The organism is Bacteroidota bacterium (assembly GCA_023957335.1).
Classification (GTDB): domain Bacteria; phylum Bacteroidota; class Bacteroidia; order NS11-12g; family UBA955; genus JALOAG01.
In genome coordinates, this window is sequence record JAMLHC010000003.1 from 12,910 (window position 1) to 30,055 (window position 17,146).

12 protein-coding genes are annotated in these 17,146 nt (G+C 37.2%); 6 read left to right on the top strand and 6 right to left on the bottom strand.

Translation table 11 applies throughout. The features are described 5' to 3' along the window. Nucleotides 1–17: 17 nt before the first annotated feature. The 4 genes from M9892_06065 to M9892_06080 form a co-directional block, all read right to left on the bottom strand. On the bottom strand, nt 18–3,530 hold the full coding sequence (locus M9892_06065) for a gliding motility-associated C-terminal domain-containing protein (protein ID MCO5253907.1): 3,513 nt from the start codon (nt 3,528–3,530) through the stop codon (nt 18–20). Nucleotides 3,531–3,665: 135 nt separating this feature from the next. Further along, nucleotides 3,666–5,192 carry a T9SS type A sorting domain-containing protein gene (locus M9892_06070; protein MCO5253908.1) on the bottom strand — a complete coding sequence of 509 codons (1,527 nt, stop codon included), beginning with the start codon at nt 5,190–5,192 and terminating at the stop codon, nt 3,666–3,668. 33 nt (nt 5,193–5,225) lie between these two features. Then, nucleotides 5,226–6,683, bottom strand: coding sequence for a hypothetical protein (locus tag M9892_06075; GenBank protein MCO5253909.1), 1,458 nt, complete (start codon nt 6,681–6,683; stop codon nt 5,226–5,228). Further along, complete coding sequence (locus M9892_06080) at nt 6,680–7,216, bottom strand: RNA polymerase sigma factor (GenBank protein MCO5253910.1); 537 nt, start codon at nt 7,214–7,216, stop codon at nt 6,680–6,682. The genes M9892_06075 and M9892_06080 overlap by 4 nt, the downstream gene beginning before the upstream one ends. 183 nt (nt 7,217–7,399) lie before the next feature. On the opposite strand from M9892_06080, the gene M9892_06085 reads away from it, so the two are divergent. Next, a complete protein-coding gene (locus M9892_06085) occupies nt 7,400–8,758 on the top strand; it encodes a 2-oxo acid dehydrogenase subunit E2 (GenBank protein ID MCO5253911.1) in 1,359 nt (452 codons plus the stop codon). Nucleotides 8,759–8,911: 153 nt separating this feature from the next. Beyond that, nucleotides 8,912–9,298: a helix-turn-helix domain containing protein gene (locus tag M9892_06090; GenBank protein MCO5253912.1), complete on the top strand. Its 387-nt coding sequence runs from the start codon at nt 8,912–8,914 to the stop codon at nt 9,296–9,298. Nucleotides 9,299–9,526: 228 nt separating this feature from the next. Here M9892_06090 and M9892_06095 read toward each other — a convergent pair whose 3' ends face one another. After that, complete coding sequence (locus tag M9892_06095; protein ID MCO5253913.1) at nt 9,527–10,669, bottom strand: GlmU family protein; 1,143 nt, start codon at nt 10,667–10,669, stop codon at nt 9,527–9,529. A gap of 3 nt (nt 10,670–10,672) precedes the next feature. Then, complete coding sequence (gene gmd, locus M9892_06100) at nt 10,673–11,809, bottom strand: GDP-mannose 4,6-dehydratase (GenBank protein MCO5253914.1); 1,137 nt, start codon at nt 11,807–11,809, stop codon at nt 10,673–10,675. Between the two features lie 90 nt (nt 11,810–11,899). On the opposite strand from gmd, the gene M9892_06105 reads away from it, so the two are divergent. The 4 genes from M9892_06105 to M9892_06120 all read left to right on the top strand — a co-directional run bounded on the left by M9892_06105 (nt 11,900) and on the right by M9892_06120 (nt 17,142). Further along, complete coding sequence (locus tag M9892_06105; GenBank protein ID MCO5253915.1) at nt 11,900–12,745, top strand: 3-hydroxyacyl-CoA dehydrogenase NAD-binding domain-containing protein; 846 nt, start codon at nt 11,900–11,902, stop codon at nt 12,743–12,745. Between the two features lies 1 nt (nt 12,746). Beyond that, entirely contained in the window at nt 12,747–13,202 is a 456-nt protein-coding gene (locus M9892_06110; GenBank protein ID MCO5253916.1) for a hypothetical protein, read from the top strand. Nucleotides 13,203–13,316: 114 nt separating this feature from the next. Further along, nucleotides 13,317–14,885, top strand: coding sequence for an OmpA family protein (locus M9892_06115; protein ID MCO5253917.1), 1,569 nt, complete (start codon nt 13,317–13,319; stop codon nt 14,883–14,885). A 136-nt stretch (nt 14,886–15,021) separates the two neighbouring features. After that, entirely contained in the window at nt 15,022–17,142 is a 2,121-nt protein-coding gene (locus M9892_06120) for a S46 family peptidase (protein MCO5253918.1), read from the top strand. Nucleotides 17,143–17,146: the final 4 nt, after the last annotated feature.

A 17,146-nucleotide genomic window follows, 5' to 3' on the forward strand; every position in this document is an offset into this window, starting at 1 on the left:
ACAATCGTTTTAATCCATTACCTGACAAGAGTTACAGTACCTTTAAACTCTCTAGTTCCGCCTAATTGATTGACTACCTTAATGTAATAAATGTAAACATCACTTGGCAATTGTGCATCCAAGAATGTTCCGTCCCAACCTTGGTTCGGGTCAGAGGCGGTAAACACAATCTCACCCCATTTGTTTACAATAATCATTTGAAATTCATCAAAATGTTCTGCATTAACTTTAAAAACATTGTTGCTCTCCGGTCCCTTACCATTAGGACTAAAAGCATTGGGGATATACAAATCCAACGGTGGCGAAATCGTAAACATGCTTTCCGTCTCAGCATAACAACCGTTTACATCTTGAACATATAAACGAACAGAAACCTCTCCTTCCTCCGCTTGAACACGATGATTGAGTGCTAGCTGATTTTCATAAACTTTGTTTTCAATCGCCCATTTTCTTGTTGTAATATCTGATAAGTATTTGCCGGCATCTTTCACATTTATGAAGCGCATATCATAAGGAATATATTGAGATGGAAGCGCATCAATAACGGGTATCGGGGTTGGGAATATTTTGAGGGGGTTAATAATTTCTACTTCATTCCGGCAAACATCATTAGAAAGCTTGGCAATCAGCACATAAGAACCGGCTTTGATATCTTTTAAAATATAGGAGCCTATAACATCTTTAGTCTCACCGACCTTTGCCCAATTCAAATACCATTCAACAGTCTGAGTATTGAACGTAGTATAATCAATTGTAATTTCTTGCGCATTTTCACAAAACTCAGTATTTGAATTTTTTGATTGCATTGTAGGCACTACCCTCATATCAATCACGTTTGCAGTGGAAACTTCAGGACAAATATCATTGAAAGTAGTAAGTACAAGATGATGAATTCCACCTTTGGAATCAGGGTTTAACCTCATATCTTGAATTGTGCCTAAGTCAGTTTGTAAGTCATTTGTATATGCAAACGGAAAGTCTTTCATATTAAAACGAGGTATCAACTTGATAAAGACCGGGTTGTTGATACATACTTCATTTCCAAATTTATTACCTGCATTATCCACAAAATTAATTTCAAAAGAAGGTGCATCATATACCGAAATTGCAAACGAATCAGAGGAAGCACATCCTAATTCCGGTGACACCTGCTTGTATTTTAAAAAATACTGCTCGCCCACATTTATCAACGGATTCGCGGGGTTAAAACTAAAACCTTCAACGCCTTGTCCCGTCCATTGTCCACCTTCTATTTGGGGGCTCAATTCCACTAAGCCGCTATTCTTACAAACTTTGTCATTGAGATTATGCAGCCACGCAATATCAGGAGCAACCTCAATATCAACTTGTAAAATTGTAACTTTAGAACAATATTGTGCGGAGCTCATAAAATAAATATCATAAGTGCCGGATTGGCTGAATGCAGCAGGATTAAGCACTTTGTCGTTTTCAATAGCCCCGAAAATAATAGACTCAAAGAATCCGTCACTTGGTTTCAACCCATACTCTTCAAAAAGATTGACTTTAGATGCTGTATTACAATAAGCACCTATCTTGAGCCGGGAGAAGTGGATGCCCGATGTTTTGGAAATTATAAATGTATCATAGTATTTACAAGCGTGTTCGTCCTCAACCCAAACCATGAACGAAATCTGTTCTTTATTGAAATTCTGTTTCAAAAAGTACCATTCTCCATTGTCATTCAAAATCACAGTACCGCTTTCATTCAGCTCAAATCCATGATTATATTTTAAGAATGATTTTCCTAAAAGCTCATTTAGTACAAACTTACCCGAATCAAAAGCACAAAAGGAGGAATCATTTAGTTGCGGTCTTAGGATTGGAAAAGGTTTCACAACAGTGGAAATGGTTTTGAAACAGCCATCTTTATCTTCAATTTTCAGTTGTAAAGAATATGCCATGTTTCCAATACTTGCACTAAATGAGTTTGAACCAAGCGAATCGTTCCAATAGTATTGCAAAGGTTGACTACCCTGAAGGTTTTTAGGGGTAATTGTAATGTCGGTTCCAAGGCATGATATATATTCTGCATCAAGTGTAAAGTCAGGTGGTGTATAAACCGGCAAAGAGATTGAGCTGAACGTTGTGCCTTTACAAACCTGATTTAGACTTAGTTCAATGTTTAACAAGCCTCCCGATAAATGCTCAATTTTTTGTTTTTTACCCCAAAATTCCTTGGTTACTGTATTGGGATAGGTAATCCTCCAAAGGTATTTATTATCGGGATATAAATTAGGCAATGGACTCAGTTCTATATTTCCGCATGATTTTGGATTAATAGTGATAGACAAAGAAGGATTCTCAAGCACGTTCAATTTATATGTCTTTGTGCTGACTGCTCTTAAAGGGCAGTTATCATCTTTTGCTTCTATTGTTACAAAAAATGTTTTCCCTGCAACATTTGTGGGTGGAGTCCACGCAAATAATCCATTGTATGAAGGTGCAATAGATGCAGATTGAGAAAAACTCATACCTGTAACAGTGTTCAAGATTTTATAGGTAATATTCTGATTATCATTGACAGGAATATTCAATGTGAATGGTACTCCGGTACACAAGTTAAATTCCGATTGGTGGCTCTCAAATTTAGGTTCTGCATTGAAGCCGGAAATGGTTTGAATCATAAAATCTCTACGAACTTTGCCTACTTCTACAAGTTGATTTGACGAATTGCGTACCCACTTAGTAACCTCATACACCAAAGTTCCTGCTTGACCTGAGATTTGGGGAGTAAAAACCGTATTTCCGGTATGTTCATCAAAATAAAATCCTGTTGGAGGATTAGCTGTTGGGTTGGGCTCGCAAGCAATACTGCCACAACTTGCCACCAAAAACGGCAGATTATAACTCATCCCTGAGATGTATTGAATAGCTTGTCCAAAATCACTCAATGCAGGAACTAACTTAACACTGATACTGTCAGCATCTCCCGATGTTATTCCGGGTGAATGATATATGGGCGAGCCCATGGTAACGTAAAATTTTGGTGCAACAGATAAATTTATGGAGTTAGACCTTATACCCGAACAGATGTCCAATTCAGAGTAATTGAAAAACTTTTCAATCGGCACATTGGGAGGAGTGATTTCATTTGAACGCGAAAAAACAGTAGTGGTAAAATAAAAGTGACAATACCCTTGGGTTTCGTATAAGAGGGTATTAAATGAGGCAGAAAATTGGTGTACTTCTATCCCTTTAATAACATCCGGAGTTGATGTTAAATCACAAGCGTTTGTAATTCCCAAACAAGAATTTGTAATATTCTCTATTCCTATTCTGGTGATAGCAATTGAAGTCAAATAGACTCTTTTGCCGGTTGAATTATCTAAACCATAAACATCAATCGGAGGAATTTCGGAACAATTATCAGGATTGACCCCGCCTCCATTTCCATTCAACTTACATTCGCTGCAATCTCGATAGATTTTCAGATTTAATTGTAAATTATTTGCGTCAGAAAATGCATAATTCAACTCTGAACCAAGAATGTGACTTGCCTTTGTTTCCAAGTGAAACAATAGCAAAAATCCGACAAAAAGGCCAATTGGTAGAAGTTGCTTCATCAATGCATTTAACTTTAGACAAAGTTAAAACATAATTTTCAATACTCAACACAATCTTTCTACTCCAAAAAAAACAACTCTTTAATTAAAACTCAGTTTAACAAACCTAACACCTGATGCTGTTTCCACTTGGGCACAATAGATTCCGGAACTAAGTTGAGGCACAATCTTCACACTATTGGATTGCGTAGCAGGTGCAAATTCATAGACTACTTTCCCGAACATATCATATATAGTCACTGACAAAACGGGCTCCACTGACCGTATTGAAATTTCGTTAGACCCTTGTGAAGGATTTGGAAACACAATAATTGAATTTTGTTTATTTATGGGACGGATATCCGTCAAATCCCCTTTTAAATAAGTAGTTTGTGTTTGAGAAACCCTTTGTCTAATGAGAGCAGTATCATGATTTGAATTGGGTATAATCTGATAGGCAAATCTGTATTCAGAAGTTAAGTTGGCAAGCAAATTGATACTATCAAAAGCAACTAAAAAATTACGTTTACCCGGTACAATTCCCGAATTCTCTTCTACCCATTCGAAAGGGTGATTAAGAGGATCATCCAGTCCGGAATAAACAAACCTAACCGGAGTGCTTGCATCAATTCCATTGCCTCCATAAGTCAAAGCTTTTCCATTGCGCCAGCGTCCTGACAAATAATTATTTATCTGTTCTGCTGAAGTAGGAAACCCGGAAACTAAATCATTATCCGTAGTCAGATATATAGAACCTGCAAGAGGTTTATTCAATGTGATGAGCCCAAAAGACGGAATATTATTCCCATAGAATGAATCAGATTTTGAGGTACAGTAACCCACAACTGCATTATGTTGAGGAAAACTTCTAACAAAATTCGAATCGCCTTGTCCAAGTAGCAAATCGGCATAAACACCCAATTTGAAAGCTTGTATATCAAAATTATTTCTGTTAGTAACCAACACTCTGTTTAGAATGAGATACTGATTCATTTCTGGATTATCAATCATGTAAACAAAATGTTTTATCTCAACGCCCAAACCACTGTCAGCTCGCACTCTTGGTTTATTGTAATCGTTATAGACTGTAAAAACATTCAAATCTCCTTCTACAACAGGGGCTTCGCCCAATTCAGGTTCATAAACCCCATTTGCATTCCAATCTTTGAAAGGGGCTAATATCCCATCATAACCGGCAGGCGGGTTTACAGGCCAGTTTGCAATCGCAGGAGGCACGATATATCCGGACTTTTTATACGAATTGATATGAATGTTGATTTCATCTTTTGAAATGACCCATGTTTTAAACCACTTACTTGAGTCTAAGTGTGTTGATTGCGACATAGACAACGGTCCATAATCAAAATCAGTGATATTTTTATTCAGGTTAATCGAAGCGCGGAGTGAGCCATCCGGCATTTTCCCTGCAACCCAAATACCCGAATTGGCTATTACCGGATTTGAAGTGGACGAAGGAACAAATAGACTGCCATTTGATTCAGACTCAAATAGTCCAACCGGATTAAAGATAAAATCATATTTCTGACTTTTGATTAAATATGGATTAGTCTGACAATAAGACAACAGCGTTGTTAATATGCAAGCGGTCAATACAGCCCATCCTTTCATGCAACAAATTTATAAGAATTTTCAGAAAAATGTTTAGAATTTCCACCTGATCCCGGTATTCAATCCGGCATTAAACATCTGATTCATTTTTTCTTTACCCAGAGGATTGGACTTGAATTTCCACATGGCAAAATTGGATTCAACAACCCAAGTAAATTCCGGTGTGATGACATAGCCATAGCCTACTCCGGCAAAAAAGCCCGAGTTAAATGCAGTGGCAATTTGTTTAGATTGTCCGACAAAAGTTTCAAGTTCCTGATTCGCTTCTGCGCGCCAACGTCCTTTGTCGTAAGTAGCAAGTGTCAATAATATTCCTCCGTTGGCATATACCAAGTGCCTGCCCATGTCAAATTGGTATTCCAAGCCCAGAGGAAGCGAAAATCGGTTATAAATATTTTTACCCGAGCCTTTGTAGAAACCTGTAATTGTATTGTAGGAGGTATCGAATCTAACCACAGGTATTGGCGGTGCTCCCGGGTCTATAATAAAACCATGCACTGTGTCAATCTCCATTACTTCCTTATTTTCAGTTCTGCTGTATGCAACCGAAGAACTTCTATATAAATATGAAACACCTGTGATGAAATCTAAATGCGTGCTCACTTTAAAACGAGTTTTGATATTTGCATTCACAGAGAAAGGTGATGATTCGGCAAAATTGTCAATAGTCTTTGCTCCATACCACATTCCTGCACCCAAATTAACCTCAATTTCTTTTATCCACAAAGAGGATTCATAGAGCCTGCGAGGTCTTTTATAGGGTATAGGTGAATAGAGCAAATCTTCAGACTTGACAAAAGAAGAATTATATGAAAGCGTAGGATAGAAAATACTGCTTAATGAATGGAAAGGAAGTTGATAATACAATATAGCTTGTCTTATAATTGTACCACGTGACAGTTCTTGGGTGCGGGCATTGACTTCAAAAATATTCGCTGATGATATGTTGGCATTATTTTCTTTCACAGAACCAATCGTAGCAGTGGGATTTGTAGTTTTAATTTCACCGGAACTGGATTTGATGATTGCCCTGCCATTATTATTAGCATTAATAGTAACTTGAGGACTATTTGTTTCGGCAGATTGATTATTTGGCTTTGTTTTTAAATTTTCCACTTGCAAAGAATGATTTTGCAAATCAGACTCGTCAGTTTGATTCAATTTGTGAGCATCTGACAATTCAACTAATTTTTCTTCAGAACCTTTGTGTTTATCAGATGTAGTTGTTTTATTGTTATTGTCGATGGAAGTGTGTGTGTGATTAGGCACCGGTTTTAATTCATTGTATGTCCTTGTATTAATAAAAATCCAAGACCCGCTGAGCAACAAACCTAAAATCAGCAGCGCCATAGACTTCAACCCAAAAAAAGCAATGCCTCCTCTATTTTTTTGGCGTACATCCAAAATCTTCTCAAACAAACCCGCTGAAGGTTTGACTTCATAGTTTTGGAATTTTTCTTTTACAAACTTTTCAAAGTTGTTCTCATTCATAACTTAACATTTTCAAATTCATCAATCAGTTTTTTAAAATAGTTCCGAGCTTTAGCATACTGTGAGCGCGAAGTGGAGTGGCTGATATTCAAGTGTTCTGCAATTTCTTGATGGCTATAACCTTCAATAGCAAACATATTAAACACAATTCTATACCCTTCAGGCATCAAGGCAAGCATATTCAACAATTCTTTTAATTGAATTTTTTCAATCGGAATATTAAAATCAGGAGCTTCCAACTCACTTTCTTCCATATAATCCAGATTCTTTTTTCTTGCCCTAATCTTATTCAAAGCTTCGTTGACCATTATTTTTCTGAGCCAACCTTCAAACGAACCTTTGCCGCCAAAACTAGAAATATTGTCAAAGACCTTAATAAACCCCTCTTGAAGGATATCTTCTGCCTCAAGCATATCATTAGCATATCGACAGCACAGACCCAACAAACGAGGAGCATATCTTTTGTATAATGCCTCTTGTGCTTGTCTGTCTTCCCTTATGCAACCTTCTATGATATCTTCCTCTTTCATCATCGCAGTTCAATAAGACAATAACCGACAGCAAAAATCAGGTATTTTACAGTCCTATAGACACCATAACATTTAAAAATGTTGCCTAAGGGTTGTACTTTTTCTTTTGAATTTGATATCGGGTTTGTCAAGCCAAACAAAAATGTGCATTTTTGCACTTCTCAAAATTAACTAATTCAATAACACGTGAAAGAAGTAGAATTAATCCTCCCAAAAATGGGCGAAAGTATTGCCGAAGCAACTATCACTAAATGGCTCAAGAATGAAGGTGATAGTATCTCCAATGACGAAGCTGTCGTTGAAATAGCTACCGACAAAGTGGATTCAGAAGTACCCTCTACTGTGTCCGGCATTTTAGTTAAAAAACTATTTGCCGAAGGTCAGGTTGCGCCTGTTGGCGCCCCTATTGCCATCATTGGCATTGAATCAGACGCGGGAGAAGTTTCTACCAAACCTGCCAATGAACCACCTGCTTCCAAACAAATTGAATCGGTTTCTGTTGACAAAGCCATCCATGATATCGAAAAAGGGTTTAACACTGCCCAATCCACTGCCGGTTCAGCATCTGTATCAAACTCGGAAGGAAGCCGATTTTACTCCCCTCTTGTTTTGAATATTGCTCGTACTGAAGGTATTTCTATGGAAACCTTAGAAAAAATAACGGGCACAGGCTCCAATGGCAGAGTAACCAAAAGAGATATTTTGGCATTTATTGATAATGGAGGCAAGACACAGTCCGCATCAATACCCGCTAATGCAATATCCAAAGTTGTTCCGACTTCTGAGCCCGGTACGATAGCCAGAAGTATTCAAGGTCCAAAAATTACTCTGATGGAGGGCGATGAGATAATAGAAATGGACAGAATGCGAAAACTCATTGCAGAACACATGGTGATGAGTAAGGCTGTTTCGCCACACGTTACCTCTTTTGTTGAAGCAGATGTTACAAATCTTGTAATATGGAGAAATAAAATTAAGAATGCTTTTGAAAAGAAAGAAGGCGAAAAAATAACATTTACACCCATTTTTATTGAAGCGATTGTCAAATCAATCAAAGATATGCCAATGATTAATATCAGTCTTGATGGAGATAAAATCATCAAGCGTAAGGCAATTAATATAGGAATGGCAACAGCCTTGCCAAGTGGCAATCTGATTGTACCCGTCATCAAGAATGCGGGCAATCTAAATTTGACCGGACTAACAAAAAGTGTCAATAACTTGGCAACAAGAGCCAGAGACAACAAATTACAACCGGATGATATATCAGGCGGCACTTTTACCATCACCAACGTAGGCACTTTTGGCAATGTAATGGGTACACCCATTATCAACCAACCTCAGGTTGCTATTTTGGCAACGGGTGCAATCAGAAAAAAACCGGCAGTCATAGAAACTCCCCAGGGGGATATGATTGGAATCAGACACATGATGTACTTGTCTTTATCCTATGACCACAGAGTAGTGGACGGTGCCTTAGGCGGTGCTTTTGTAAGAAGGGTTGCCGATTATCTAGAGAAATTCGATCTGAATAGAGAAGCTTGATTTTCAGGCTCTTATTTCTCTCGCAAGCTTTTCTAACTTTATAATATTTTTTTATCGAATTTATCCAATATTTTAGGGGAATAAATCCAGACTTTCTTTGCATGCTTACATTATAAAACTACCTTTGCACACGAATATTTAATTAAAATCAAAATGACAACTGACGCGTTAAACACACCGAGTGAAAGATTAAGAACTATTTGTGAAACCTATTATGGTGGTAACAAATCTAAAATGGGCAGTGCTTTGGAAATTAGCTACCAAAACATTAACAATTACATCGAAAAAGGCAAAAAACCTTCTTTTGAAGTGATACAAAAAGTTTATGAGACTTTTAGAGACAGAATCAATCCCGCATGGCTAATCTTAGGCGAAGGTGACATGTTCAATGTAGGCATCACAAATCCTCATGCTCCTGTTACTTCTTCTACATCTCAAAATGGCTCAAGTTCTTCACAAATCTCCTCAAACAAAATTGTTGATTATCAATCATTAATTATTGAATTACAACAAAAAGTAATTAAACAACTTGAAAGATAACTTTTAAGTTTTTTCATTAAAAAGCCTCCTAAAATTTTTAGGGGGCTTTTTTTATACCAATTCTCTCAAATATCAAGCACTATACTGATTTATAAATATCACTTAGAGATTATATTTTTTTTATAATTTAAAGATAATCAAATGTTAACAAGCGAAACGTGACAATTCAAGTTTCTGATTCAAGATACAAAACTATGTCTTATAGGGTTTAAATTTACATAATAACCCTTACTGCATATCGTATTCCAAGATAAAACCAAAGATTTCTTTGTGTATTTCTTGTAACTGAACTCCTCTTCTTGCCATCACACGTTCAGCAGTTTGCAGTGCTTTGGGCAGGGCATAAGTATCCATACCGCTTGCACCTCCCCAAGTAAACGATGGGATATAATTTCGGGGAAAACCGGAACCAAATATATTGGAGGAAAATCCAACTAAAGTTCCGGTATTGAACATTGTATTTATTCCTGATTTGCTATGATCTCCCATAATGAGTCCGCAAAATTGCAAACCGGTTTTCACAAAACTTTTCTTTCTATAATTCCACAACCTAACTTGTTCATAGTTATTTTTGAGATTGGAATTATTTGTATCTGCACCAAGATTACACCACTCTCCCAACACTGAATTTCCCAAAAATCCTTCATGACCTTTATTTGAATACCCAAAGATTACACTATTGCTGACCTCACCCCCAACCTTGCAATGCGGTCCAAAGGATGAACCACTATAAATCCTTGCTCCCATTTTGATTTGACTGTGTTCGCCTAATGCAAAAGGACCCCGAATCATTGCCCCTTCCATCACTTCAGAATCTTTGGCTAAATAAATAGGACCTTCCTCCGTATTAAAAATGGCACATTCTGCTCTTGCTCCTTCCTCAAGAAAAACAAGGTTTGAACCAATGATTCTATTAGTGTTGGAGATTTTTTGCGACTGCCTGCCATTGGTTACTCTTCGGAAATCTGCTTCTATTTCTCTATGGTTAAATTGAAAAATTTCCCAAAGTTGATTAAGCATCACTACATTACCTTTAAATTTAATTTTTCTCAACTCACTATTGCCTTTAAGAGCAAGAAGTATATCCCCGTCAGTATATAATGCATCTCCATCCTGCAGATTAGCAATTGATTCTATGACTTCTTGGTTTGGCAACAACCTGCTGTTCACAAACAGTGTGTTGGAATAATTACCGTATAAAGGTTGTAAATAATTTTCAGTTTTTAAATGTACACTTGTTCCAAGTTCATGCCCCCATTTTTCTTTGATAGTCAATATTCCCCATCGAAAATCGGCACAACTCCGACTCAAAGCAAGCGGAAACAAATCCTCCCTACCCGCATCATCAAAAAGTGTGATATTCAAAGCCATAAATTATTCAAAATAATTTTTGTAACCATACCCTCCATCCTTGAGGTATTCATCTTTTTTCATTAAGTTTAGATCGCTTTGCATCATATCATCCACGAGTTCTTTCAAACTGTGTTTAGGTGTCCATCCTAATTTTTGTCGTGCTTTTGAAGCATCTCCAATCAATAAGTCAACTTCGGTCGGACGGAAATATTTAGGATCTACTGCAATGACCACTTTACCTTTGGACAAAAATTTAGTGTTTAAGCCCAATGCTACCGCGCGTTCAACATTGATTCCGGCAATAATCCCTTTTTCATCAGCATCTTTACCAACAAAATCCAAGTCAATCCCTAAATAACCAAATGCAAGTCTGGCAAAATCTCTGATTTCGGTAGTTTGCCCTGTAGCAATCACATAGTCTTCGGGCTTAATCTGTTGCAGAATCAAATACATTGCTTCGACATAATCCTTAGCGTGTCCCCAGTCTCTTTTGGAATTCAGATTCCCCAAATAGCATTGATCTTGAAGTCCCAGCGCTATTCTGGCTGCAGCTCTAGTAATTTTTCTGGTAACAAAAGTTTCACCTCTGACCGGTGACTCATGATTAAATAGAATTCCGTTACATGCATACATATTATATGCTTCGCGATAATTGACCGTTATCCAATACGCGTACATTTTTGCAACTGCATAGGGTGAGCGCGGATAGAAAGGCGTGGTCTCTGTTTGAGGAATAGCTTGCACTTTCCCATATAACTCAGAAGTAGATGCTTGGTAAATTTTTGTTTTTTCGGTCAATCCTAAAATCCGGATTGCCTCCAACAACCTCAGAGTTCCCAATGCGTCAGAGTTGGCAGTATATTCAGGGCTTTCAAAACTTACTTTAACATGGCTTTGTGCAGCCAAATTATAGATTTCATCGGGTTGTACATTTTGAACAATACTAATCAGATTAGTGCTGTCGGTCATGTCTCCATAATGAAGTTTCAAGGCAGCATTGGGCGAGTGCGGGTCTTCATATAAATGGTCAATTCGGTCGGTATTAAAAAGAGAACTTCTTCTCTTTATACCATGTACTTCATATCCCTTTTTGAGCAAAAATTCTGCTAAATATGCTCCATCTTGTCCTGTGATTCCTGTAATGAGGGCTTTCTTCATGCCGGTTTAGATAGTCAATTTTTGAGTTCTCAAAAGTAAGGATAAAAGCAGAATTCAATGCGTTTTGCATTTTTATATCTTTGCAACGTAATGGAAATAGAAAAAATATTGATTGCAGGTTCCGGTGTTATGGGAGCGGGTATAGCACAAGTTTGTGCCATGTCCGGATTTGAAACCATGTTGTATGATATTAAAGACGAGTTTTTACAAAAAGCAGAAAGTACAATCAAAAAGAATTTAAGCAAAGCTGTGGAATTGGGAAAATTAACGCAACATCAAGAATCTATGGCATTATCTAAACTTTCTTTTACTTCAGATTTTAACAAACTTAAAGCCGATTTGATTATAGAAGCGATTCCCGAAAGGCTTGATATCAAACAAGAATTCTTCAAAAAAGTAGCAGCCCAAAATCCGCATGAAACTATCCTTGCAACCAATACTTCCTCTATTCCCGTCACACAAATTGCGAACGGAATTGAACGCCCTCAAAGAGTGATTGGCATTCATTTTTTCAATCCTGCATATATCATGAAATTAGTTGAAATCATTGAGGGCGAATGTACATCCAAAGAAGTAGTTCAGGCTTGCTTTACATTTATTGGTCTATTAGGCAAAACAGGTGTAAAGGCAAAAGATGCTCCCGGGTTTATAGTCAACAGAGTAGCGAGACATTATTATGTTGAAAGCTTAAAAATAGTAGAAGAAGGTGTTGCTGATTTTCAAGCTGTTGATAAACTGCTGGAAGCTTCCGGCTTTAAGATGGGAACTTTTCGATTGATGGACTTAATCGGTGTTGAGACCAATTATGCTGTGACGGAAAGTTTATTTGGTTTATTTAACTACGAAAACCGTTTCAGACCTGGAAGATTACAAAAACAGAAGGTCTTAGCAGGATTTCATGGAAGAAAAACAAAAAAAGGATTCTATGAATATTAAGATGAAAAAACTTTTAACAGCCTTTCTTTCTTCAACAATCATAATACTGTTATTCAGCACGTCCTGCAATAAGCGCAAAGACGAGAATATGATTCCGAATGTTGCGGTGAGTATCAGGGTCAATATGGACTTGCCATTATATAACGAATTATTAGTACCGGGCAATTATATTTACTTAAATGGCGGCAACAAAGGAATTACACTTTTTCATGGGTTTGACGAAGAATTTTATGCCACTGACCGTATGTGTCCCTATCAACCATTTGACGAATGTTCGAGAGTAGAGATTGATTCAAATTATACTTTTAGATGCGGGAGTATGCAAAACGGAGTTTTTCAAAAATGTTGCGACTCTAAATTCCAATATGACGGTCAACTATCCAACGGTCCCGCGCTCTTTCCGTTGAAAACATATAGGGTATATAAGAACGGAAACATTATAGATATCAGCAATTGATCATTCATCCTTAAATTACTTAACTATATCCACAAAAAAAATTTTGTTGGAATAAAAATATCTGTACTTTTGCCCGTATTGAAAACTATTAAAGTTAATCTAATCAAAGAGATCATGAAGAAAATATTACTAACCTTATTTACACCACTTGCATTGATTATTGGCTTAAGCACCCAATCCTACGGACAAAATGCAGACAACAAACTCGGTATTGAAATTAACGGAGGTTTTATGGAATACCAAGGAGACCACGGAAATTCATTATTTTTCTCGAAAAAACCAAACTATATGGGGGCGGGAGGCAGTATCAGTCATTATCTTTCTCCATCCTTTGACGTCATGCTATTTGGCGGGTCCGGTGATTTAGGTTATTACAAAAGTGTACCTTATGTAGATCCACCCTTTGACAATGCAGGCTTTAGAGCCAGACTATTTAATGTATCAACCGGATTAAGATACAAATTCAACAACGATATCATACTTTCTTCAGAATCAAAAATATTCCCCTACTTAGTTGGAGGCGTGGGATTTCAATATATACATTCTCGCATTTTGAATCAAACCAGAAACAATTTGACTGAATTTTCCGGTGTTTTGACCGGAGGCGGTGGACTCCAATTCAATATCAACGAAAAAGTTGGCATTAGATTACAAACCGTTTTCAATTACACATATAATGACATTTGGGACGGATACCCATTTACAGATGGCATACACAAAAGAAGAAAGCTCTATGACTCCTATATGTATCATTCTGTGGGTGTAGTATTCAACCTACCTTATGACTTTTTAAACTATGAAAAAGGTCCTAAAAAACTCAAAGACAGTGATAATGACGGAGTACCTAACAAATTTGACAAATGCCCAAAAACCCCTATTGGCTGGATTGTTGACAGCGTAGGCTGCCCTCTTGACTCTGATGGTGATGGAATTTTTGACCATGCTGACTCTTGTCGCTATACCAAAGGTATTCCGCAATTCGATGGATGCCCTGATACAGACGGAGATGGCATTCCCGACAAAAAAGACCGTTGCCCTGAGGTTGCCGGCTTAGCTGAATTCCAAGGATGTCCTGATACGGACAAAGATGGCATTCCTGATATTGACGACCGTTGTCCGAATGAAGCTGGTACTGCCGCACTCAAAGGTTGTCCCGACAGAGACGGAGATGGCGTTCCTGATATTGACGATAAATGTCCTGATGTAAAAGGACCTATTGAATGGGAAGGTTGTCCTGATTCTGACGGAGATGGAATTCCTGACCATTTAGACAGATGTCCTAGCGTACCCGGTATTGCTGCCAACAAAGGATGTCCTGAAATCAAAAAACAAGATATTCAGAAAATTGCATTAGCAGCTAAAGGAATTAATTTCGAGACCGGAAAAACTATTATTACAAAAGATTCTTATAAGAACTTGGACATTTTGGTTGAAATGCTCACTCTATACAAAGAAGCATTTGTTGACATTGAGGGTCATACTGATAATGTGGGCAAATCAGAAGCAAACAAGAAACTATCCCAAGGAAGAGCAGATGCCGTTAAAGCATATTTAGTGAGCAAAGGAATTGATGAAAGCAGACTAACCGCTATTGGATATGGCGATGAAAAACCCGTTGCAGACAACAAAACTGCAGCAGGAAAAGCCAAAAACAGAAGAGTTGATTTTAATATCAAGTACTAATTTAATTACTGAATAGAATATAGAGGGTGGTTATTATTAACCACCCTCTTTTTATTTATACTTCTATTCAAGTCTCAACACAAATACTTTCACTAATTTCGCCAGCTCACTAACAAGAACTATTCTTTAATAGATTATGAAGAAGATTGCACTTTTAATTGGATGCATAATAAGCACAATACTTTTCAGCTCAAACAAACAGGAAGAAGGGATGTTCCCTTTGAGTGATTTGAGTAAAATAGATTTCAAAAAAGCCGGATTCAATATACAACAAGAAGATATATTCAACCCTAATGGCATTAGCTTAACCAATGCCTTAGTCCGTCTTGGCGGATGTACCGGTTCTTTTATTTCCGAAGATGGTTTGATTATTACTAACCACCATTGTGCATTTGGCGCTGTCAGCAGAGTATCAACAGTTGAAAATAATTACCTTGAAAAGGGTTTTTTGGCAAAATCAAGAAACGATGAAATACCCGTTGGGATTGAATGTAAAATAACCCGTTCCTACGAAGACGTATCAAGTATTATACTGAAAGGTATTACAGATGAAACCGGGGGTAAAGAACGCGAAAAGATAATCACTCAAAATACAAAAAAGCTAATTGAAGAAGAGTCCAAAAGGCATCCTGACTTAAAAATTGAGGTTTCAGAAATGTTTATTGGTATAACTTACGTACTCTTTCGCTATGAAATTCTGACAGATACCAGACTTGTGTATGTTCCGCCCCGCCAAGTCGGAGAGTTTGGAGGCGAATCAGACAATTGGGAATGGCCAAGGCATACCGGTGATTTTTCTATTTTAAGAGCTTATTCAAACAAAGACAATAAAGCAGCCGATTACAGCGAATCCAATGTTCCCTACAAACCGACTAAATTTCTTAAAGTTAATCCCAATGGCGTACAAGAAGAAGATTTAGTTTTTATACTCGGATATCCCGGCAAAACATTTAGGCATCAACCTGCCAAGTTTATTGAATATCAAGAAGACCATTTATTACCTTTTATTGCTGATTGGTTCGGTTTCAAAATTAAAACCATGATGGAAGTAAGCATAAACAAAGGTGATGAAGCACGCTACCTCAATCTCGCCTCCACCATCAAAAGCTTAGCCAATGTCAAGAAAAACTATGAAGGAAAAATTCAAGGTTTAAAACGCACGAATCTTCTTCAATCCAAAAGAGATGGAGATATTATGATGAAACAATGGGCAATAAAAAATAAAATGGGCAACAGTTTCGAACAAGTCATTGACAAGATTGATAGCTTATACTCAATTAAAAATCAAATGTTTGAACAAGAATTCATTTTCAATTTCTTAAACAATGATGTCGCTTATGTACAAACCGCATTAACCATTATCCGATATCAGAACCAACCTAAAAAAGACCTGCAAGATTTTTGGACAAATAAGAAAGATGTAATGAGCAATCTATTGAACAAGAGGTTTACATTGCAAAATCAAGACATAGAATTTGCTTTTTTCAAAGAATTAGTATTCAAATTAGAGAAAGAAAATATTACAACTGCTGCTTATCGCAAAGCAAAGAACAAAGAAGAATGGTTAAAAAATCTTTATGTTCATTTTCAGAAGGATAGAGACAAATGGCTGCGTACTTTATCAACAAAACCTGAAAAGTTTGAAAAGATTAATTCTCCAATGATTAGCTTTCTTCAAGAATTGCTCCCATATATGGATAAAATCAAAGCCAAAAAGGACTTCATCGATGCTCAGTTAAATGTATGGATACCCATCTATACAGAACTAAAATACCAAACACAGCCAAGCAATTTTATTCCTGATGCTAACTCAACATTACGACTTACATACGGTTACATCCGCAGATATACCCCAAATGACGGTGAAATTGATTACCCCTTTACATCCGCAGAAGGCATCCAACAAAAATACAATAGTGGCAACCCCGATTATTACCTGCCTGACAACCTGAGGACCTTCTTTGACCAAAGACAATATCCTGAAATATTAGTAGATAAGAAAAGCGGTAAACCCGTAGTTTGCATGCTTTACAATCTCGACACTACCGGGGGGAATTCAGGCAGCCCGATTTTAGACAAAGATGGCAATTTGGTAGGTGTGAATTTTGACAGAACCTACACTGCAACAATCAATGATTATGCTTGGAATGAGAATTACAGTCGCTCTGTGGGAGTGGACATCCGTTATGTTATTTATATAATGAAATATCTTTCGGGTGCTGACCATATTTTACAAGAAATGGGTGTAAATATTTGATTTC

Excerpts from the sequence above, each read along its gene's own strand:
- M9892_06070 (MCO5253908.1), bottom strand. The coding sequence starts at position 5,192 with ATGAAAGGATGGGCTGTATTGACCGCTTGCATATTAACAACGCTGTTG.
- M9892_06075 (MCO5253909.1), bottom strand. The coding sequence starts at position 6,683 with ATGAATGAGAACAACTTTGAAAAGTTTGTAAAAGAAAAATTCCAAAAC.
- M9892_06080 (MCO5253910.1), bottom strand. The coding sequence starts at position 7,216 with ATGATGAAAGAGGAAGATATCATAGAAGGTTGCATAAGGGAAGACAGA.
- M9892_06090 (MCO5253912.1), top strand. The coding sequence starts at position 8,912 with ATGACAACTGACGCGTTAAACACACCGAGTGAAAGATTAAGAACTATT.
- M9892_06095 (MCO5253913.1), bottom strand. The coding sequence starts at position 10,669 with ATGGCTTTGAATATCACACTTTTTGATGATGCGGGTAGGGAGGATTTG.
- gmd (MCO5253914.1), bottom strand. The coding sequence starts at position 11,809 with ATGAAGAAAGCCCTCATTACAGGAATCACAGGACAAGATGGAGCATAT.
- M9892_06105 (MCO5253915.1), top strand. The coding sequence starts at position 11,900 with ATGGAAATAGAAAAAATATTGATTGCAGGTTCCGGTGTTATGGGAGCG.
- M9892_06110 (MCO5253916.1), top strand. The coding sequence starts at position 12,747 with ATGAAAAAACTTTTAACAGCCTTTCTTTCTTCAACAATCATAATACTG.
- M9892_06115 (MCO5253917.1), top strand. The coding sequence starts at position 13,317 with ATGAAGAAAATATTACTAACCTTATTTACACCACTTGCATTGATTATT.
- M9892_06120 (MCO5253918.1), top strand. The coding sequence starts at position 15,022 with ATGAAGAAGATTGCACTTTTAATTGGATGCATAATAAGCACAATACTT.